We start from the raw sequence: 19,528 nt of genomic DNA on the forward strand, positions 1-19,528 counted from the left end.
CTTACAGATCCTGGCTGATAATTATTCCAGTACCTTCAGCCGTGTATATCACAACCATTAGAATATCTCCGTTCGCATCACGAACAATCTGACCGCGCGAAGCGCCGTGATCGGATTGAATTTGTTGAGCTGTTGTCAGAATCTGATGTGCATCGTCATCATCCAGATCGCGTACATAACAAAGGAACCGACCGTTCAAGCCATTTCGGAACGACACATTGATCAGGCCGTCCGTTACCTCGCTCTGCGGATAGGTGCCACCAAATTCTTCCTGCACAAAAAAACCCAGTGTTTCGGACCATTCACGTGCCGTCTGGTGATTCGGACTACCAACTGCAACAGCATCAAAAAAACCAAGGATCGAATTCTTTTCACCGGTTAACGTTAGCCGGGCATTCTCCGGTTCCGGATTTCTGATAAACAGAATTTCTCCATCTGGTCCGACAACACTTTCGCGGTTCGTGTGAAGCGATGATGTTCCGTAATAGCACACAGCCGGCGAAAAAAACTCCTGCTCAACTATGTTGAGCAGGAGTTGACCATCGCTGAGAAATACTTCGTTACTTTTTTGTTCAATTACCGAAAACCCCAGTGACGTCCATACTTTTTCCGACATCGTAACCGAAGGTGTGCTAATTGATACAGCAACATTCTTTCCTAGAAAAGCCATACATTATTATTGAGTCATTACGGAATGATGTCAACAATAACGGTACGGTTATACATCCGGCCTTCCGGGGTATCGTTTTTGAACGGCGAAACTTGTTCATCTTCGCCATATCCGGAAGCACGCATTCTAACCTTGTTCTTTCCGGCAGAACGCAGTGCTGTGGAGAGCATATCCTTTACCTGCTTGGCACGCTCTTTTGAGAGCTTCAGGTTTGCCTCGTCTGTACCAAGGTTATCGGTATGGCCACTAATCACAACCAGAGAGCCATCGGGAATCTGAGAAACAATGGCGTTGATAAATGTACGGGTACGGCCTAACGGGTCAGAATCATTATAATCAAAAATCAAGCTGTAGCGACGTGCTTTGGCAGCCTCATCACTCTTTTTAAGAACGAACTTTTCAGACTCACTCAACGTACGACCGTCTGCTGTTTTAGCAATCACTTCAAGAGCAAAGGTTCCCGATGACGATTCACCAAGCAAACCTGTCGGATCCAGGAAGGCATCATTGGTAGCAAATGGCCCATAGGTTTTCCGTTGTCCATTACCGGTGATGGTGGCCTGCCATGAGTCTATTGACTCATTCGTTGTAATCTTTACATAAATTTCATTCTCTTCACGAGCAGCACGTTCAGTGCGCAACATTGCACTTTCCACGATTTTTGCATCATCAGAAGTAAGCTCTACACGGCGGTTTTCTGCATCAGCAGCAGGTCTGTCTTCGGCAGGGGTACGCGCCGTACCGGATGGAACACGGGGGTTAACCTGACCTTGCGTTTTAATACGCGACTCAGAAATACTCCACGTGTTTACCAGGTAATTTTTCACGGTGTTAGCAAGATCAGCACCGTTTTGTTCTTTCGGATCGCTGCCAATTAAGGTAACAGTTGCTGCGGGTGCATGATTCAAACGATAGCCAATGATGTTGAGGAGATTGTAGTACAGCTCGGCCTGTTTATTATGACGAACCTGAACGTCCCCCATATCATCTGCAGCAAATTCCGATTGGAAGTCAGAGATGAGTGCATTGGTATCGGATGCAGAAATGTTATTGTATCTACCAGGGATGTTTACGTTACCGCTGTCAAAAAACACGTACGGACGTAACGGGAAGTACTCCTCAACAATACGATTGGAGCGAATACCGTCCGGCGGAGGTGTAATCATGAAGAACGAACTCGACGGACCAGCATTTTCATCTACTGCAACATCACCAAGCGTAAAAGCAACACCACCGCGGATCGTAACCACTGACAGACCATCATCAAGCGAGCTCTGCTCGGCAAGATCAACCTCGCGCATCCCCATCATGTACGACATTTCAACGAAGGGTGTAATAAACATTTGTTGAGTTTCCGATGCATCGGTGAGCGGGATGTCGTAGCCAAGACCAAATGTTGCTGAACCAAAAATCGAAGCTCCGGGAACCTCATTATCAGCAAACACGGGTTCCTGCTTGTTCAGCTTATAATCGTACGTGGAGTTCAGCTTTATCCCTACACCACCGCCACCGGTAACGTGGAATGCATCGTCGATATAGAGCTTTGCCAAGACTTCGGCGTTTACCGCCGAGGTTTTAAAATCAAACTCATCACTGATTGCCTCACCCTCGATACCTTTATGTGTTTTATCGTCAACAGCAACCAGGCTGCGGTTATCATATGACAAGCGGGTTTGCAGGGCAAGATAGTCCAGCAGGCTCCATTGGGCGCTGAGGCCTCCATAGAGTCCGATACCGCTACCGTCATTCAGCACAAACGGTATAAACGAGCCGCCCGGCCGCTCTGGTAGTTTAAGCCAGTCGCTGTACCCGACACCGGCCATATTGTAGTTTAATCCCAGATGCGCCCCATAGCGTAACGGAACGTTTGGACGTTCCTGTGCCGATGCCGGCAGGCAGAACAATCCAACTGCAAAGAGTGTAATAAAGATGTGTTTGAGTGTACTCATGGTGAATGAACCACTATGTGTTAAAAATGATTATAATTGTTGAAGACAATGTCCATAACGTCCACAGTCTCTGAACTTGTGTTTTTATACATTAAAGCGGAAGTACATGATGTCACCATCCTGAACCACATACTCCTTCCCTTCAACTCGGTATAGCCCTGCTTCCTTCACAGCAGATTCTGAGCCCAGACGTTGCCAATCTGCATAGCCCATCACCTCTGCCCGAATGAAACCTTTTTCAAAATCCGTATGTATCACACCGGCTGCCTGGGGTGCTGTACTTCCTTTTTTCACTGTCCACGCCCTGGTCTCCTTTTTTCCTGCCGTAAAGTAGGTCAGCAAACCAAGCAGAGTGTAAGCTTCACGAATTACCCGATGCAGCCCGGGTTCATTCATCCCCAAATCGGCAAGGAAAACTGTACGGTCATCTGCATCCAGTTGCGCAATCTCTGCCTCTATCTTGGCACAAATCGGCACAGCCAAAGCCCCTTCCTCGGCTGCACGCACCCTTACGGCTTCTACATATTCATTCCCGGATATTGCACCGGCTTCATCGGTATTCGCTATGTACATTACCGGTTTATCAGTTAAAAGCTGCAGGGCACGAATAACTTCTAAGCCGTTGTCATCCCGCTGAAACGAACGAGCCGGTTTTCCACCGTCCAGGTGATTGTTTAATCGCTCAAGGAGTTCATATTCTTCTTTGGCATCCTTGTCGTTAGCACGAACCTTCTTTTGAACTGTGTCCATCCGCTTTAATACGGATTCCACGTCCTTAAGAATCAACTCGGTTTCAATAATGTCAATATCATGCAACGGATTCACGGCACCGTGTACATGCACAACATTGTCGTCACGAAAACAACGAACAACGTGAGCAACTGCATCACAGGCACGAATGTTCCCAAGAAACTGATTTCCTAATCCTTCACCTTTTGAAGCACCTTTAACTAAACCGGCAATATCAACAAATTCGACGGTGGTTGGAACTTCTCGGTCAGTCTGATACGCTGCAGATAGTTTCTGTAACCGAGGATCAGGTACGTTTACCACACCAACATTTGGATCAATGGTGCAAAACGGATAATTTGCCGCCTCAGCAGTATTTGATGTAAGTGCATTAAACAATGTTGATTTCCCAACATTGGGCAGGCCAACTATTCCACATGCTATTCCCATAGAACAACAAAAATACGGGAAATAACAGTCACTTAACAATTAAATGCTGTACGTAGAAATACGGTGTTCACGGTATTCGGAAGAACAGGGTGTATCGTACAATGCCGGGCAAGCCACGGGGACAGCATTCTGCCTGGTAAAATTGTTAAAAATACAGATAATAGTCAGAGGATCTGCGTAAGAATCTGTATTCCTACGCCCAAATACGAGTCGGATTCAGTATAAAACATCCCGTGTATGCTTCTACCGTTCATGGCGTAGGCCGAAAGCAAAATGCCGGTGTTGTTCCACGTGTGTATGTGCAGGCCGGCCTGGGCGGCATGCATTGCCCGATATACGCCCTGAATACCGATAAGTCTGACGTCGTATCCGGCAGCAATGCCGATGCGTTCGCTCACAGGAAGATAAACATCAGCGCCGGCTTGCGGAATAACCGGGCTGGACGTTCTGGGCTGAGTTGACCATACCACAGTTGCACCTGCATAAACACGGGCAGGCCCGAATGGATAGCCACCAATCACCTCACAAAACTCTCTGCTATAAACAAACGGTGCAGGATGCAGGGTTGCCGTGGTATCAGCAACCCCGTCTGCAAGGTGCGACGAGATGTGGGCAAGCCGTATTCTGCCATGCCAAGATGACTGGCTCCCGTAAGCAGCATGCAGTCCGAACCAGTAGTCAACAGTTTCTACTGGAAATTTAAGCTTGCCTTCTGACCTCAAACGTGTCCAGGTTTGCATCCCGACACCCAACGTCCAGGAATTCACGCTGTCACTACATTCGCCGCGTAGCAGGTCGGTTTCCATGCCAATGTCTAATCGGAGCTTATCGTTGGTTGCCTCCCAAATAAACCCGGACCGGGTTTCGAACGGACTTGCAATGGGGTTTGTGAAAGGGGCTTGGGCATGACCGTAAGTGTCAGGCGTCGCTCCGACGGAAACCGAAAGAATGAGGAATGCTAACGCTACGGGGCTACAACGCACTGCACTATCTGATTGCTGATTTGATAATTCCCCGCTGCGAGGAACGGATAAACTCAATACATTTAGTAATGTGTCGTGATGGATCCGGGTAATTGGAAGCATACGTATTCAAGGCATCGGAGATATTTAGCCCTTCGCGGTAAAGAAACTTATAAAACTGCGTAAGTTCCCGGATCTCCTCCTGCGTAAATCCACGTCTGCGTAATCCTACGGTGTTAATGGCTTCTGCAGCTAGCGGGGTTTTCCCGGCAAGGATGTACGGAGGTACGTCTTTTACGACCATTGCTGAAGCTGCTACCATGCTATGGTCACCGATTCTGCAAAACTGATGAACACCCACCAGTCCTCCAAGAATTGCCCACTCACCTATGTGAGTATGTCCGCCCAACTGTGTGGCATTGGCAATGATAACATGGTTTCCAACCACACAGTCATGGGCCACATGGGCATATGCCATGACGAGGACATCAGAGCCAACCGTGGTTTGTCCGGAAGCGGTTGTTGCTTTGTTTATCGTGGCAGATTCACGCACAACGGTTCTGTCGCCAATTATCGTAAGTGTTGCTGCACCGTCATACTTCAAATCCTGAGGCGCAGTAGAGATAACGGCACCGGGATGAATTCGAACGTCACACCCGATGCGGGCACCGCTAGCAATCACGACGTGGGCCATGAGCTCGGTGCCATTGCCTACAACAACGTCATCTTCAACAATGGTGTAGGGACCAATCGAAACGTTAGTTCCGAGCTGTGCCCCGGGATGCACGATAGCTGTTGGGTGTATGGAATTACTCACGCAGGCTCCTTTGGTACAACAGCTGCCGAAAGCTCGGCTTCGGCAACAAGAGTTCCGCCAACATACGCTTTCCCAACCAGGTGGACAATGTTGAATCTCATTCTGGTAAGGAACACTTCCATGATTAGCTGATCACCGGGTGTAACTTCCCGACGAAACTTAACGTTGTTGAAGCCGGTAAACACTACAAGCTGTGTTTTGGGGTCGCAGCCATTGGCCAGCAGCAGCATACATCCTGTTTGTGCCATGGCTTCAACCGTGAGTACACCTGGGAAAATCGGACGATTGGGGAAGTGGCCCATGAACTGCGGCTCATTAAACGATACGTTCTTCACACCCACAATTCGTTTTTGCACTTCGTCATACTCAACCACTCTGTCCACCAGAAGCATTGGGTACCGATGTGGCATCACATTCAGGATGTCCTGGCAGTTCAGCTTAGCCGTTGTAACATCAGGCATTTTAAAGTACGTCCCAGAGCTTTGCTTTTTAAACTCAGCACGAAGAAGTCGGGCAAACTCAATGTTGCTGGCATGTCCGGGACGAGCAGCCAGGATTTGTCCGCGCACGCGTGCACCAACAAGAGCAAGATCGCCGATCATGTCTAACAGTTTATGCCGGGCGGGCTCATTTTTAAACCTAAGCTGCTGCCTGTCACGAAACGCCTGAGAGCCAAGGAATGCTCCACCGGATATGCCAAGTTTTTTTAATTTCCGCTGCAGCTCTTCGTCGGTTAAATCCTCATCAACAATTACAATTGCGTTATCAAGATTGCCGCCCTTTATCAGACCGTGATCAAAGAGCATTTCTACTTCGTGCAGAAAACAAAAGGTGCGTGCGGGAGCAAACTCTTTTTCGAACTCTTCGTCAAGATTAAACAATCCAGTATGCTGGCTTCCCAGAACCGGATTATTATAGTCAACCATTACGGTTACGCGGTATTCCGGATTTGGCAGTGCCACTATCTCTGTTCCGCGCTTTTCATCGGTATACCGGATGGTATCGGTAATGATCAGCTCGTTACGAAGAGCAGACTGCTCAACGATACCGGCTGATTTAATCATTTCTACAAATGGGAGCGACGAACCGTCGCCAACCGGAGGCTCGTTATTGGTAAGTTCCAGGCGGGCATTGTCGATATTCATACCAACCAGTGCTGCAAGGACGTGTTCAACGGTGTGAACCGTTGCTCCGTTTTGGGAGATCGTTGTCCCCCGTTCAAGGCTTACCACAAAATCAACAACAGCTGGAATTTCAGGCTCACCCGCCATATCCGTACGCACAAACCTGAAGCCAGAGTTTTCCGGTGCGGGTTTGATCGTAAGCGTGGAGGTATTGCCTGTGTGGAGTCCTACACCTGATATCGATGCTTCGCCCTTAAGTGTACGCTGTTGTTTACTCATTTCTGCTGCTCCTGTAATTCCCGCACAGTTTTTTGAAGTTCGGCAAGCTGCTGTACAATGTCCGGTAGTTGTCGCACTGAGGCTTCAATTCGAAGTGCCGTACGATGATCTTTAGCAGGTGATCCAAAATACACACCTGCTTTTTCAACTGTTTTTGATAAACCGGACTGTGCTTCCACAACAACATCATCGGCTGTTGTGATATGGCCAACAATGCCCACCTGGCCGGCAATCCGGTTTCGTTCTCCCAGCTTGGCACTGCCGGATATACCCGCTTGAGCTGCGATTGCGGTATTCGCGCCAATGCGGACACCATGGGCTACATGAACCAGATTGTCGATTTTTACACCATCGCCAATGACGGTTGTTCCTACGGCTGCCCGGTCAATCGTTGTGTTAGCTCCGATTTCAACATCGTTACCAATGTGGACAGTACCTACATGTGGGATTTTTTCGAATGAGCCATCAGCTTGCTCCAGAAAGCCAAAGCCGTCGCTGCCAATTACGGCACCGGCGTGAATAACGCACCGACTGCCTACAACACTATTTGCATAGCAGACAACATTGCCATTGAGCACCGATGCAGAGCCAATGTGCACATTGGGGTGCAGTACTACGTTGGCCGTCAGGACTGCATGGTCTTCTACGGTGCATCCTTCCGATATAACGCAACCGGGGCCAATCGTGGCTGTGGCATGCACGGTTGCATCGGGATGAATGACAGCAAGAGGATGTTGTATGCCAAACTCAACTTCATCCGGTGGATATAGAACATGAACAAGTTTAACAAAGGCGCGATGTGCATCATCAACCACAACGAGAGCATAGCCCCTTTCCTCGCTTGGTGGGAATGAAGCGTGAGCTTTTTGGTACAAAGTCTGGCTTACGAGTACTGCACCGGCATTGCACTGCGGTAAGTACTTGATGTAGCCCTGATGGTGCAGGAACGTGACCTCGGTACCAACGGCATTGGTAATACTGTTTGCTCCGCTAATTGCTGTCCCGAGATGGGGTTCAGGGCAGTGTCCGCCTGTTAACCGAATGATGTCATCTACGGTAAGGGTGACCGCTCCGGCGTGACTCATCGTGGGATCTCTTCTTTAGTGCGTGAACTGTCGGCCGGATTATGGCTCTGCACAGGTACATCGGGAGGTAGCCCGGGCGGTGTAATGGTGCCGCGGGGAGCAGGTTCAACCTCGGGTGTTTCAGAAGGCTCCGGACGCGACGTGCTTCGGCGACGTCCGCTTCGGGAGCGCGTTTCTCGTACCTGTTTATTGCGCGGATCAGTCTCGATGACCTGATTTTGTTTCTTTTCAAGCGAGTCAGCATTAATGCCAAGGGCTTTCATAACCTTTACGGTAAGGTCGTACCGGGCATTAACGTACACCAGTGGATCCGTACTTTTATCCCATACAATATCATACCCTTCGGCAGCAGCAACCTGCTGAATGCCAAGGTAGATTTTTTCCCAAATTCCCTTCATCAGTTGTTCTGCTTCCTGGTCATACTTCCCTCCTGGCTCGAACACCTGTCGGGCAAGATCATCGCGTTTCTTTTTTTTCTGATCCAGTTCTCTCTGATACTGCTCTTTTTCGACATCCGTCCAAATGAGCCTGTTTTTTCGTATCTCCAGCTCTGCCCCGTCAATGTCAGCCTGGTACTGTGCAAGTTCGCTCTTCCAGTCCTGTACCATCTGGTTCAGGCGCTGCTCGGCCATGAGGTATGGTTCGTACTTGCTTTTAATGGCATCCGACGAGACGTATCCTATTTTTTGTGAAAAAGCAGAGACGGCACAGAGCAGAAAGCCTACCAGTGCATAGATCGCTGTTGTATTATGGGAATTTGGATGCATAGGGTGTTCTCTGTAAACGTGTAGGCGGATGGAATTCATCCAAAGTCACGTTCACGACAAACAATTATTTACTTCCCCGTTTCATTTTGTCCAACACCTTGTAGGTAATGTCGGCCTTGTCCTCGGAATACAGCACGATACCCGCCGCCTTATCCAGCACCAGATTAAGCTTTTCTTCCCTCGCAATAGCGTCAATAGCCGACTGGACGTTTTCGCGGATGGGCTTCAGAAAACTCTCACGCATCGACTGCACTTCGGCTGTTTTTACTTCCTGGTACTGCAGATACCGTGTACGCAGACCATTAATAGCATCTTCTTCCTTGGCCCGTGCGTCACTGGTCATCATGGCTTCCTGCTTACGATAACTGGCTATGCGTGATTCAAACTCCTTCTGCATCATCGCCAGGGTATCACGGATTTTCTGAGCAGCTTCATCGATGGACTTGGATGCTTGTTGAGCCTCAGGAAGTTCCTTGATAATGATCTCGGTATTTACTACCGCGATTTTGTAATTCTGAGCCGACAGGAAGGTAGTGGCCGCAAAAGTCATTATGGATGCAACAAAAAACAGTCTTTTCATGAAATCACCATGTTGAAACAAATAATCGTTGTTTACTGTTTACCGCCCGAACTGGAAGTGGAACTGCCATCCCGAGCGTTGTGAGGGGTTAAGAGGGTTTGAATCAAAGCCATATCCGACGTCGAAACCGATTAACCCGATTGGCATTAGCATTAAACGCATACCAAACCCTGCCGCCCTCTTTAAACTAAACGGATCAACAGTACCAAGGTTTGCCCACACGTTTCCTGCTTCTGCAAAAGTAAGAACGTAAATCGGGAAGGGCTCAAGTGAGAGTGCAAAACGCAGTTCAGTCAGATACCGTGCCATCACGCGTCCACCAACACCATTCGAGAACTGCCCAATTGAATTATCCGGGTAACCGCGAAGCGGAGTGATTGCAAAGCCCCCTAACCCATTTCCACCCATGTAATAGAGCTCCTGTGGGGGTATTGTTGTGTCTGCTTTCAATCCGTCCACATATCCAAATTCGCTCCCCACAACCAAGACCAGTCTGGGGTTTCCACCAATCCGGAGAAGCGGATTGGCCACATCGAAGTTGAACCCAAGTTTGGCAAAGTCAGTTGTTCCAATCCCAAGGAAACCTGTAGTGGCTCTCAGCGAGACAGCAAACCGTGATCCGGTTGTTGGGAAGATCATATTGTCGTAGCTGGTACGCGAGATCACTTGTGCCAGAGTCAGAGCGGTGTTAACACCCTGCCGGAAATACGTACCCGTGCTCTGTACATCCTGGCGCTCAAAGCCAACTGACCAGTCGCCACGGAAAAAATCATCAGGAAACCGGAATCGTCGTCCCAGATTAACCTGGGCACCAGTGCGGCGTATCGAGAAGCCATAGTTCTGGTAGGTATCAAAGATGTTAAAGCCAAGTGATGTAGGTTCACCGAAAAGCCACGGTTCGGTTAACGAGAGTTGGAAGGTGCGAATTCGACTGGCCTGACCAAATTCCCACTGGAAGGCCAGGATTTGCCCTCCACCCCCGCGAAGCGGATCGCTGATATCAAAATTGTTTAATGTAATACCGATCGATCCCGTAAAGCCAAAAGAACCGGCAAAGCCCACAGATGCATTAAAGGTATCTGTGCTTCGCTCTTCTACATTGTAAACAACGTCAACCTTGGTTTTATCAACAGGCAGTACCTGCGGTTGTAGTTTTTCCTGGTTAAAATAATTTAGTACACCAAGGCCCCGCAACGACCGGATAATGGCTGACCGGTTAAAGTAGTCACCCGGCCGGGTGTAGAGCTCGCGGCGGATAACGCGATCGCGTGTTTTTGTGTTACCGGCAATTTCCACGCGTCGAATCGTAAAACGCTCACCCTCGAAAACCCGTATTTCGATATCCACTGAATCGTCGGCAATACGTTTAAGCTCGGGTACCATCGAAGCACCCAGGTAGCCGTTGTCGGCATACAGCGATGTAGCATCAGTCTGAGTTTCGTTTACCAGCAGGTTGGCCTGCAGTTTTTTTGCATTATACAGATCACCCCTGTGAATATCCAGCCGGCGCAGCAGCTCATCTTCGGGATACACAGTATTGCCTACAAACCTGACCGACCTGATGTACACCTTGGGACCCTCGTGTACTTCAATTTCAATAGCGACTTTCTCGGTTTCCTCGTTATACATAACCGTATCACGAATAATCTCAGCGTCGAGCAGACCATTATTGCGAAACCAGGCAGTAAGATTTTTCAGATCAGTTTTATACTTGTCATAGTCAAAATCGGCCGATGTCCAGAACTCATACCAACGCTTGGTTTTTGTTTCGGTAAACGCATCAAGCATGTCGGCATCGTCAAACTGTTCGTTGCCTGTAATGGTAATGCTGCCAACGGTGTACTGAACACCTTCGTTAATGGTAAGCACCAGGTCGAAAAAATTCATCGAATCGGCATCAACCAGTTCTGACTCGATCTTGGTGAACAGCATCCCTTCGTCAGCGTACTTTCGTTTTATTGTCTGCCTGATTTTGTACGCGTCAATCGGTGCCAGCAGATCACCTTTCCGCTTATCAATACTGTTAATAATATCATCGTCTGACAATTCTTCATTGCCATGAAGCACCAGATTTCTCAGTCTTGGTGCCGGTGTGAGTTTTATAATCAGGAAAACGCCAAGGGCCGTCTCCCGCTCCTTGATAATCTGAACATCGCTAAAGGTTTGGCGCGCCCAGAGATTCCGGATGGCCATGACCAGATCATCGGGACGGGCTTCAGCTCCAACGCGCAACCCGGAGTAAGCAATCACAGTCTGAATATCAGCCCCCTGGGTAAGACCTTCCACCGTTATGCCAGCAATAACCGGATAGCGTGGCGCCTCGGTCTGAGACGTTGCAAACAGTGGCACGAACAAGGCCAGGACAAAAGCAACAGCCCGGTTAGCGCATCGCATGCAGAATCTGCTCCAACGTTGTAACGTAGTCATCCTGTGCATTTCCGTTCACCTGAGCAGAAATCTTACCAAAGCGTCGTTCCCTACAGGCATACTCTACGATTGCACGCAAAAGGTGTTCACGGCGAAACTCAGGCCAGAGAACACTGGTAACATAGATTTCGGAATATGCACTCTCCCACAGGAGGAAATTACTCAGGCGCTGCTCTCCGCTGGTACGGATAACAAGATCTGGATTGGGGAGCGATGCCGTTTGAAGGTAACTCGCAAAGAGGTCCTCGGTAAGATCTTCCGGACTCAACTTGCCACGGCGAACATCCAGGGCAACAATCTGAACTGCACGAACAATATCCCACCGCGAGCCATAGCTGAGCGCAAGCGTTAATGTGAGGCCGGTATTCTCCCTGGTATGTTCCACCGCATCAGTCAGAATCCGCTGAACTCCCCTCGGCAAGGCACTGATTTTACCGATGCAGCAAACCCGAACATTATTCCGGTGTAGCTCATCGAGCTCCCTGCGAAGGTAGGTTTCAAGCAACGACATTAAAAATCTGACTTCGGCCGGCGGACGCTTCCAGTTCTCAATCGAAAACGCATACAGCGTCAGGTACTGAACCCCCAGCTGCGAGCTGGCTTTTACCACCGCCCGCACACTCTCCATACCCTCGCGATGACCAGCAATACGCGGTTTTCCACGATCCTGAGCCCAACGGCCATTCCCGTCCATAATTACTGCCACGTGTTTTGGCAGCCGTCCCGACCCTTCTAACATGGCCAGAACATCAGTTTCAGTCTGCGAAATCAGCTCCGCAGCCCACGTACTCCGTTCTTTCTGGTTACTCATTCAGTTGGCAAAGATATTATGATGCCGGCAAACTATTGTGAGAAATTTCGAACATAGATTTGCGCTAACATTGTATAAAAACAATAACTTTCGTAGATTCGTGGCCCGCAACAATGTTCGTGCGAAGTACGTACGACACTTTGCGGGGTGTATTGTTATCTGCTTCGTGTGAGGATGCATTGAACGTTACAAAGGCTGACATCGTAGATAAAATCGCTGCTCAAACCGGTTTGACCAAGTTTGAGACAAAGACTGTTGTTGACGGGTTTCTGCTGAGTATTATTGATGCTCTTGCCGAGGGTAAGCGTATTGAATTACGAGGTTTTGGCGTTTTTTCCGTCAAAAGTCGTAAACCGCGCATGGCCCGAAACCCCAGAACCGGTGACCCTGTACCGCTGGAAGAACGCTTTATCCCAACATTTAAAGTCTCCAGCGAGTTTCAGGATAAGGTTCATGAGAACCTGCGTAGTAACGATACTACGGATGCAAAAATGACGGTATGACACACAGTAGCAGGCCTTTTTCAGCCATCTTGATCATAAGCACAGTTGTTGTAGCCGTTACAGGCGCGTCCCTTTTTATTTCACGTAGTATCGTTAACGCTGCTATCAGTAAAGGCGCTCCACTGGCAGAACAACGGAAACAACAACGTGACTTGGAACTCAAATCCCAAGAACAGCAAGAGAAGGAGCTCGAGCACCTGCGGTCTTTGACACAACTTTTACACGAGGTAGAAGAGAAACTCAGCGATAAGCCTAATGACAGTATGCTGGTAATCAGTGCTGCTAATTTGGCATACGATATCAAGGATTTCTCGAAAGCCGAACGGTATTACAAGCATTTCCTGTCAGCAGTGGCCCCAGGGAACATCCCAGCCCAGATCGATCTTGCCTATGTTGAATTTCAGCTGGGCAGAACCGACGATGCGCTGGGTATGATCAGGAGAATTGCCGACCATCATCCGCAGAATCAAACAGCTTTGTACAATGCCGCTTTTCTGTACACACAGCTGGGAAAACAGGATTCGGTACGGTACTATCTGGAGCTTTGTATTCAGGCAGATCCTACCTCAGAAGCGGGTGTTAATGCACAAAAAGTGCTAACATCTCTTAAAAACGATAAAACAACGATCAACTAAACTTTAACCATTATCACGGACCTACACCATGCCATGCGGAAAAAAACGCAAACGCCATAAAATGGCAACTCACAAACGCAAGAAAAGACTTCGTAAGAATCGTCATAAAAAGAAGAACAAGTAGTTTGGGAAAGGGGCTCAGGCCCCTTTTTTTTTACCCTACCCGGATTCCCCGCTACTGTACCAAGAGGCTGCCCACCAATACAGGTCCGGATACACAGCATACTACCACAGAGTACATTCCACTACACAACGTTGAAATGTCCATCATATATTGCTCAGTACCGCTGACGTTGGCTTCGATCACACGTACCCCAAGATTATTGTAAACTCGTATGCCATGCCCGGATAATCCACAGTTATCTGCGGTAATGACTACCTGTCCTGTTGCAGGATTTGGTGACAAACGTGGAGCACGGTATTGCAGATCCTGCACAACGTTCAACGGTTTGCATACGGAAAATTGCCTAAACACAGTATATGCTGGTTTCAACGCCAGGGTTGTGCTGTTTACCAGGCCGGATGTACCGTGGGCGGGATTACTACTTCCCTCTACGAGCTTAAAAAAATAGGCTTCACGGATTTTCAGGCTGTCAAGCGTCATGATATACCGCTTAAGCCTTTGAGCCTGGTATTCCTCGGTATATGGCTCCACATTCATGTTGGGTCCGCCAAATTCAGTAACAATAACGGGTTTGTCCACAAGCGTCAGGAAGTTTCCGTAGTATTCACCCCACTGCTCGGCATCGTCGTACAGGTGTATGTCGGCCTCGTCATACCTGGCAAGCGTTAGTACCGAATCAATTCTGCCGTATGCCCTTTTGAATTCTTCACTGCTGCAAATCTCATCAACTACGTTTTGATCATACAGTACGCCTTCATCATCGTAAAACGACTGCACTCGTCCGTTGCATGCTGCCATAAACCGGAGCGACATAGTAGTGAAGCCCCCTAATACAACAGTTGTCGATGGCATATATTCATGAACAGCATCATAAACAATGTTATGTGTTTGGATAAATTCTGCTGCAGTTCCCGCATACCAGTAATCTGACTGCCACTCGTTTCCAAACTGGATTTTAGCAATCTTGCCGGAGTACCGTTTTGCCAGGGTTGTAACGTAGGCAGTAAAGTCAGGTAAACTCACCACGCACGACTGCTTGTTCTTTGCACCGGCGCATGCCCATGAGGGACCGGTAGCCTGAATGGTAAGCAATACGTCGTACCCGTGCGAGTTTGCCCATGCAATCCTGTCGTCAAGTGGCTTCCAGTTTGCATTTCCTTTTTGGGGTTCACGTAATGCCCAACTTTCGGCGAAGCGGATTTTCGTAACACCGAGGTCATTTAACCGTTGCTGCGAAAACTGACGGTCAGCGTCGTCCGATACCGGCGGGAACGAAATCCCCAGTGTTGTATAGGTGAGACAGGTATCGCCGGCAGTTGCCGGAACTGTTATACCAAAGGCACTGATGAGGAGGGAAAACACCCTAATGCGTAGCATCGTACATCAATATTACGCACCCACGGTGGTAAAACACATGTATCTCAAGCGGGATGATGCCCTGCCAGTACCTCAACCTGATACGTAAACGTCGTTGGCCCCATACCCTACTGGACAATGCATGCCGAATCAAGCTCCTACCGGGATGAAGCAGTGAATTCGCTTGTTCTGCCATCAGCATCAGTGAGAACTAGCCGTGGCCCGGTGCGTTCAGCAATGAACCGCTTTGTGCGGCCGCCCGCATCTGTTAGCATTACCCGAAGCTGTTGTTCTGCTGTTATCTCAATAGTAATGCCATAGGTTTCACCTTTCCAGTTAGCCGTGGCATCAGGCATAAACTCAAGTAAATGTCCTTTCGTATCCATCCACCGTCCGCCAAGGACGGAAGCAATGATCATACGGTCGAACAAGAACTGCGGGTCGGTACGTTTTGTAGGAAGTTTTGCCATAACGATTGGTGGCAGTTCCATGTCGGACAGATAGTGGAGAGCTACGTACTGATCGGCCTGAATATCCGGAGACACAAGCCAAAGCCCCTTCCCGGCGCTATCGATAACAACTCGTTCGCCCATGTGGCCAACAATGCGACTGTTAACCGTCATGGGTATGGCTTCGTCTATCCGGTATCCAACGTCGATTACTGTTGGGCGTGCAACGTCAAAGCGAACCCACAGCGGCTGCCCCTCGGGGAACTCGCTCATTGCTTTCGCAACGGATTCGGTTCGTTTAATCAGCTCAATCCAGGTTGCATTAATCCATATCCCTTGCAGGTGACGTAACTCCTGAGCAATCAAACTACCTGATCCGGTGGCTGTCACTGCGAATAGCACCATCCACAATGCACCCTTCACCAATACCCCCTGCCTGACACGTAGGAAATTCAATGTTATCCTCTCTTAAACTTTTGTAGCAACACTTTTTGCCTGCATAAAGAGCAGCAGGTAATCCCGGCCTCCGGCCTTGCTATCCGTACCGCTCATATTAAACCCGCCAAAGGGATGTCCGCCAACCATGGCACCCGTACACTTTCGGTTTAGATACAGGTTCCCCACATGGAACTCGTTGCGTGCTCTCTGTAGAGTTTTTTTACTTGCACTGTACACAGCACCGGTCAGACCGTATATTGTATTGTTTGCAATCTCGATTGCATGATCAAAATCTTTAGCCTTACAAACAGCAAGCACCGGGCCGAAGATTTCTTCCTGCATCAGGCGTGCCTGAGGTTTTACATTTACAAAGACGGTAGGCTGAACATAGTAACCATTGTCGAGCGATACTGTTTTACCGCCGGCAACCAGTTTACCTTCTTTTTTACCAATTTCGATATACGAGGTTACGGTTTTTAACTGCTTGGCGTTTACCACCGGGCCAACCGGCGCATTATCAGCCGGGTTACCAACCGTGAGTTTCTGAACTTCTACAGCCAGTTTCGCAACAAATTCATCGTACACATCGGCAACCACAATTGCCCTTGAACAGGCCGAACATTTTTGTCCCTGAAAACCAAAGGCGGCGGCAGCCACACCTATAGCCGCAGCATCAACATCGGCATCGGCAGCAACAACAATCCCGTCCTTCCCGCCCATTTCAGCAACAACTCGTTTAATCCAAATCTGTCCGGGTTGCGGCGTGGCTGCCAGTTGATTTACATGGAGCCCTACCTCCATGCTACCGGTAAAGCTGATAAACCGTGTGTGCGGGTGAGCTACAAGGTAGTTGCCGGCTTCGGCGCCGCTGGCTACGAGGAAATTCAACACGCCATCGGGGAGTCCGACTTCCCGCATGATATCAGCAAACAGCCAGCCCATCATTGGCGAATCACTTGACGGTTTTACAACAACGGTGTTGCCGGTAACAATTGCTGCAGACGTCATCCCAACCAGTATGGCAAACGGGAAATTCCACGGCGGAATTATAACGCCAACACCAAGCGGAATATAGAAGAGTTCGTTCTCTTCGCCCTGTTGCTCCACAATTGGTTGTGGTTCGGCATAGCGCAGCATTTCACGCCCATAGAACTCCAGGAAGTCTATTGCTTCACATGTATCTGCATCAGCCTCCAAATAGTTCTTGCCCACCTCACTGATCATCCAGGCGTTAATCTCCAGCCGGCGTTTGCGAATGACTGCCGCGGCCTTGAACAGGTACCCTGCCCGTTCCTTTGGACTAACAGTCTTCCACGTCTGAAACGCCTTAACGGCTGCCTTCATTGCCTTCTCTGCCTGATCCCGTCCGGCTTTCTGAAAAACCCCGACAACTTCTTTGGGGTTTGCCGGGTTATAACTGATTGTTTTGGCATCTGTCCGAACGTTCTTGCCGGCAATAATATTGGCATACTCCTTGCCGAAGGAGCTTCGGACCAAATCAATCGCGGCACGTTGTTTTTTTGCAATTGGCGCTTGAGAAAAATCCAGGTAAACTTCGTTAATAAACGGTTTCATCATTGTCCTTTGTGAAAGTCTGGTAAGGGGCTATGTTTGTTGTACTAAACCTGCAAATTACATCATGCTCGAAACACTGATCATCTTCCTGCAGCACCTCCCGTGGGAGTTAGTGTTTGTTGCAACCGTCGTAATCACATTTACCGAGCATTTATTCCCGCCGGCTCCCAGTGACGTGCTCCTTGTATTTATCGGCACGCTGGTGGGTATGCATATTGTTGGGTTTGCACCGATTCTGGTGCTATCAACGATTGGTTCAACCATTGGATTTTCAACAGCATACTGGCTGGGATACCGCTACGGCCACGGCGTTGTACAACGTGGATGGCTGCCATTTATTACAGAAGAGCTTCTGCAGAAAGTTGAGCGGTGGTTTGCACGATATCACGACTGGATTATCGTTGGTAACAGGTTCTTAGCCGGTACCCGGGCCGTGATTGCATTTGCTGCCGGAGTGGTGCGCATGCCGGTAATGCGTACGCTGGTTCTGAGTACCATTAGCTCTCTGGTATGGAATTCGATACTGATTTATGCCGGAAGTATTCTCGGAACCAACTGGAAGAAGGCTGATACAATCCTGTCAGCCTACGGTACGGGAATAACCATCCTGATTGTGGGTATCGTATTGGCAGTACTGCTGCGAAAATATGTTCAAAAAAAAAGGGGCAATGGTAAACCATAGCCCCCTACAATCTTTCGTGCACCTACTGCTCGGTGCCCCAGTCCACAACAAGCGAAAACCGCAGTGTGTTAGCAAGAGGATGATTATCCTCCACCGTAAGAATGTAGCTAAAGTAGAGATTAAACAAATCGTACTTTACGCCTGCGCCCAGGGTGTAGAACTGACGTCCACCCGCGGCTGCCGGTTCCGAAAAGTAGCCTCCACGGAGCGAGACGGCCTGGTCATAGACATATTCCATACCAACACCGGATTCAATGCCGCCAACACCCCACGCCGAAACGAAGGACTGCGGAATGGGATCCGAGCCGAGCGAGTCACGGCGCACCAGGAGTTTGGCAAGATCAACCGATACAAGGAGGTCGTTAAACTCATCTTCAACCAGCTTCAGCCCAACACCCATACGCAAGGTTGTGGGCAGGGGGTCAGACTCGTTTAGATATGTCATTTTGGGACCTACATTCTGCAGGTTTGCGCCAAGTGACAGAACGTTGCCTAATTGTGCTCCTAGAATGTCGAGATCTGTTGGACGATACAGGAAGCCCAGGTCAAACGCCCCAGAGATACCCACGCCGGCACTTACCTGCTGCGCTCCCGCAGGTGCAAGGTTGCTCTGGATATACTTGATTTGTACGCCTGCCGCAACGTCTGTTCCAATAAGGGTTCCGTACGATACTCCAACACTAAATTCATTGCTTCGGAATGTTCCTAAGGCCTGACCGTTCTCGGCAGTGCGCTGAAACTCACCAAGATTCATGAAAATGAATGTTCCGGCAATCGTTCCGTCTAGGTCTTCAATGAACTGCCCGTACGATCCGTATGAGTAGTACAGATCGGCATTAAACTGCGGCAGCCATTTTGAAAAGTTCAAACCAACCTGACGTTGCTGGGTCTGAAATCCGAGCCCTGCCGGATTCCAGAATACAGCGTTAATGTCATCAGCTATTGCGGTCCCAACTTCACCCATGGCACCAGCTCTGGCATCGGGTGCTATCAGCAGAAATGGTACTGCAGCACCACCAACCTGGCTGTAGGCCGACGTTGTGATAAGAACGATGCCTACGAGTAAGAAACTCGTGCGGATCACGCGCATATATTTCCTTCCATCTTTCAATTAAG

At 49.0% G+C, this 19,528-nt stretch carries 18 protein-coding genes; 3 read left to right on the forward strand and 15 right to left on the reverse strand.

Features of this window, described 5'->3' with window-relative positions; all coding sequences use genetic code 11:
• Nucleotide 1: 1 nt before the first annotated feature.
• From HRU79_01660 to HRU79_01710, 11 genes are all read right to left on the reverse strand, one after another.
• Entirely contained in the window at nt 2-670 is a 669-nt protein-coding gene (locus tag HRU79_01660) for a hypothetical protein (protein QOJ25420.1), read from the reverse strand.
• A gap of 17 nt (nt 671-687) precedes the next feature.
• A complete protein-coding gene (locus tag HRU79_01665; protein ID QOJ25421.1) occupies nt 688-2,619 on the reverse strand; it encodes an OmpA family protein in 1,932 nt (643 codons plus the stop codon).
• An 84-nt stretch (nt 2,620-2,703) separates the two neighbouring features.
• Nucleotides 2,704-3,798, reverse strand: coding sequence for a redox-regulated ATPase YchF (gene ychF, locus HRU79_01670; GenBank protein ID QOJ25422.1), 1,095 nt, complete (start codon nt 3,796-3,798; stop codon nt 2,704-2,706).
• Between the two features lie 164 nt (nt 3,799-3,962).
• On the reverse strand, nt 3,963-4,781 hold the full coding sequence (locus tag HRU79_01675) for a hypothetical protein (GenBank protein ID QOJ25423.1): 819 nt from the start codon (nt 4,779-4,781) through the stop codon (nt 3,963-3,965).
• Between the two features lie 4 nt (nt 4,782-4,785).
• Nucleotides 4,786-5,577, reverse strand: a complete 792-nt coding sequence (gene lpxA / locus HRU79_01680; protein QOJ25424.1) for an acyl-ACP--UDP-N-acetylglucosamine O-acyltransferase — start codon at nt 5,575-5,577, stop codon at nt 4,786-4,788.
• The gene (locus tag HRU79_01685) at nt 5,574-6,980 is read right to left on the reverse strand and encodes a bifunctional UDP-3-O-[3-hydroxymyristoyl] N-acetylglucosamine deacetylase/3-hydroxyacyl-ACP dehydratase (GenBank protein ID QOJ25425.1); all 1,407 of its coding nucleotides are present in this window, start codon (nt 6,978-6,980) and stop codon (nt 5,574-5,576) included. Before HRU79_01685 ends, lpxA begins: the two co-directional genes overlap by 4 nt.
• Complete coding sequence (lpxD, locus tag HRU79_01690; protein QOJ25426.1) at nt 6,977-8,065, reverse strand: UDP-3-O-(3-hydroxymyristoyl)glucosamine N-acyltransferase; 1,089 nt, start codon at nt 8,063-8,065, stop codon at nt 6,977-6,979. The genes HRU79_01685 and lpxD overlap by 4 nt, the downstream gene beginning before the upstream one ends.
• Nucleotides 8,062-8,832 carry an OmpH family outer membrane protein gene (locus HRU79_01695; protein QOJ25427.1) on the reverse strand — a complete coding sequence of 257 codons (771 nt, stop codon included), beginning with the start codon at nt 8,830-8,832 and terminating at the stop codon, nt 8,062-8,064. Before HRU79_01695 ends, lpxD begins: the two co-directional genes overlap by 4 nt.
• A 64-nt stretch (nt 8,833-8,896) precedes the next feature.
• A complete protein-coding gene (locus HRU79_01700) occupies nt 8,897-9,412 on the reverse strand; it encodes an OmpH family outer membrane protein (protein QOJ25428.1) in 516 nt (171 codons plus the stop codon).
• 39 nt (nt 9,413-9,451) lie between these two features.
• Entirely contained in the window at nt 9,452-11,806 is a 2,355-nt protein-coding gene (bamA, locus tag HRU79_01705) for an outer membrane protein assembly factor BamA (GenBank protein ID QOJ25429.1), read from the reverse strand.
• Nucleotides 11,793-12,578 carry an isoprenyl transferase gene (locus HRU79_01710; protein ID QOJ27240.1) on the reverse strand — a complete coding sequence of 262 codons (786 nt, stop codon included), beginning with the start codon at nt 12,576-12,578 and terminating at the stop codon, nt 11,793-11,795. Before HRU79_01710 ends, bamA begins: the two co-directional genes overlap by 14 nt.
• Before the next feature lie 185 nt (nt 12,579-12,763).
• Between HRU79_01710 and HRU79_01715 the strand changes: the two genes are divergently transcribed.
• Together HRU79_01715 and HRU79_01720 are read left to right on the forward strand one after the other, a co-directional pair.
• Nucleotides 12,764-13,153, forward strand: coding sequence for an integration host factor subunit beta (locus HRU79_01715; GenBank protein ID QOJ25430.1), 390 nt, complete (start codon nt 12,764-12,766; stop codon nt 13,151-13,153).
• 206 nt (nt 13,154-13,359) lie between these two features.
• Nucleotides 13,360-13,788 (forward strand): tetratricopeptide repeat protein, encoded by a 429-nt coding sequence (locus tag HRU79_01720; GenBank protein ID QOJ25431.1) that lies wholly within the window; start codon nt 13,360-13,362, stop codon nt 13,786-13,788.
• A gap of 175 nt (nt 13,789-13,963) precedes the next feature.
• On the opposite strand, the gene HRU79_01725 is transcribed toward HRU79_01720, so the two are convergent.
• The 3 genes from HRU79_01725 to pruA form a co-directional block, all read right to left on the reverse strand.
• Entirely contained in the window at nt 13,964-15,289 is a 1,326-nt protein-coding gene (locus HRU79_01725; protein QOJ25432.1) for a cellulase family glycosylhydrolase, read from the reverse strand.
• A 137-nt stretch (nt 15,290-15,426) separates the two neighbouring features.
• Nucleotides 15,427-16,173 carry a hypothetical protein gene (locus tag HRU79_01730; GenBank protein QOJ25433.1) on the reverse strand — a complete coding sequence of 249 codons (747 nt, stop codon included), beginning with the start codon at nt 16,171-16,173 and terminating at the stop codon, nt 15,427-15,429.
• 12 nt (nt 16,174-16,185) lie between these two features.
• A complete protein-coding gene (gene pruA, locus HRU79_01735) occupies nt 16,186-17,733 on the reverse strand; it encodes an L-glutamate gamma-semialdehyde dehydrogenase (protein QOJ25434.1) in 1,548 nt (515 codons plus the stop codon).
• Nucleotides 17,734-17,794: 61 nt separating this feature from the next.
• Here pruA and HRU79_01740 point away from each other — a divergent pair, with 61 nt between their 5' ends.
• Nucleotides 17,795-18,412: a DedA family protein gene (locus tag HRU79_01740; protein ID QOJ25435.1), complete on the forward strand. Its 618-nt coding sequence runs from the start codon at nt 17,795-17,797 to the stop codon at nt 18,410-18,412.
• Nucleotides 18,413-18,434: 22 nt separating this feature from the next.
• Here HRU79_01740 and HRU79_01745 read toward each other — a convergent pair whose 3' ends face one another.
• Nucleotides 18,435-19,502, reverse strand: a complete 1,068-nt coding sequence (locus HRU79_01745) for a PorV/PorQ family protein (protein QOJ25436.1) — start codon at nt 19,500-19,502, stop codon at nt 18,435-18,437.
• Between the last annotated feature and the right edge of the window lie 26 nt (nt 19,503-19,528).

It is taken from the genome of Ignavibacteria bacterium, assembly GCA_015709655.1.
Taxonomy (GTDB): domain Bacteria; phylum Bacteroidota; class Ignavibacteria; order Kapaibacteriales; family Kapaibacteriaceae; genus OLB6.

Bases quoted from the DNA above. Each gene is read 5' to 3' on its own strand.
- HRU79_01660 (QOJ25420.1), bottom strand. From the start codon at position 670: ATGGCTTTTCTAGGAAAGAATGTTGCTGTATCAATTAGCACACCTTCG.
- HRU79_01665 (QOJ25421.1), bottom strand. From the start codon at position 2,619: ATGAGTACACTCAAACACATCTTTATTACACTCTTTGCAGTTGGATTG.
- ychF (QOJ25422.1), bottom strand. From the start codon at position 3,798: ATGGGAATAGCATGTGGAATAGTTGGCCTGCCCAATGTTGGGAAATCA.
- HRU79_01685 (QOJ25425.1), bottom strand. From the start codon at position 6,980: ATGAGTAAACAACAGCGTACACTTAAGGGCGAAGCATCGATATCAGGT.
- lpxD (QOJ25426.1), bottom strand. From the start codon at position 8,065: ATGAGTCACGCCGGAGCGGTCACCCTTACCGTAGATGACATCATTCGG.
- HRU79_01695 (QOJ25427.1), bottom strand. From the start codon at position 8,832: ATGCATCCAAATTCCCATAATACAACAGCGATCTATGCACTGGTAGGC.
- HRU79_01700 (QOJ25428.1), bottom strand. From the start codon at position 9,412: ATGAAAAGACTGTTTTTTGTTGCATCCATAATGACTTTTGCGGCCACT.
- bamA (QOJ25429.1), bottom strand. From the start codon at position 11,806: ATGCGATGCGCTAACCGGGCTGTTGCTTTTGTCCTGGCCTTGTTCGTG.
- HRU79_01710 (QOJ27240.1), bottom strand. From the start codon at position 12,578: ATGTTAGAAGGGTCGGGACGGCTGCCAAAACACGTGGCAGTAATTATG.
- HRU79_01715 (QOJ25430.1), top strand. From the start codon at position 12,764: ATGTTCGTGCGAAGTACGTACGACACTTTGCGGGGTGTATTGTTATCT.
- HRU79_01725 (QOJ25432.1), bottom strand. From the start codon at position 15,289: ATGCTACGCATTAGGGTGTTTTCCCTCCTCATCAGTGCCTTTGGTATA.
- pruA (QOJ25434.1), bottom strand. From the start codon at position 17,733: ATGATGAAACCGTTTATTAACGAAGTTTACCTGGATTTTTCTCAAGCG.
- HRU79_01740 (QOJ25435.1), top strand. From the start codon at position 17,795: ATGCTCGAAACACTGATCATCTTCCTGCAGCACCTCCCGTGGGAGTTA.
- HRU79_01745 (QOJ25436.1), bottom strand. From the start codon at position 19,502: ATGCGCGTGATCCGCACGAGTTTCTTACTCGTAGGCATCGTTCTTATC.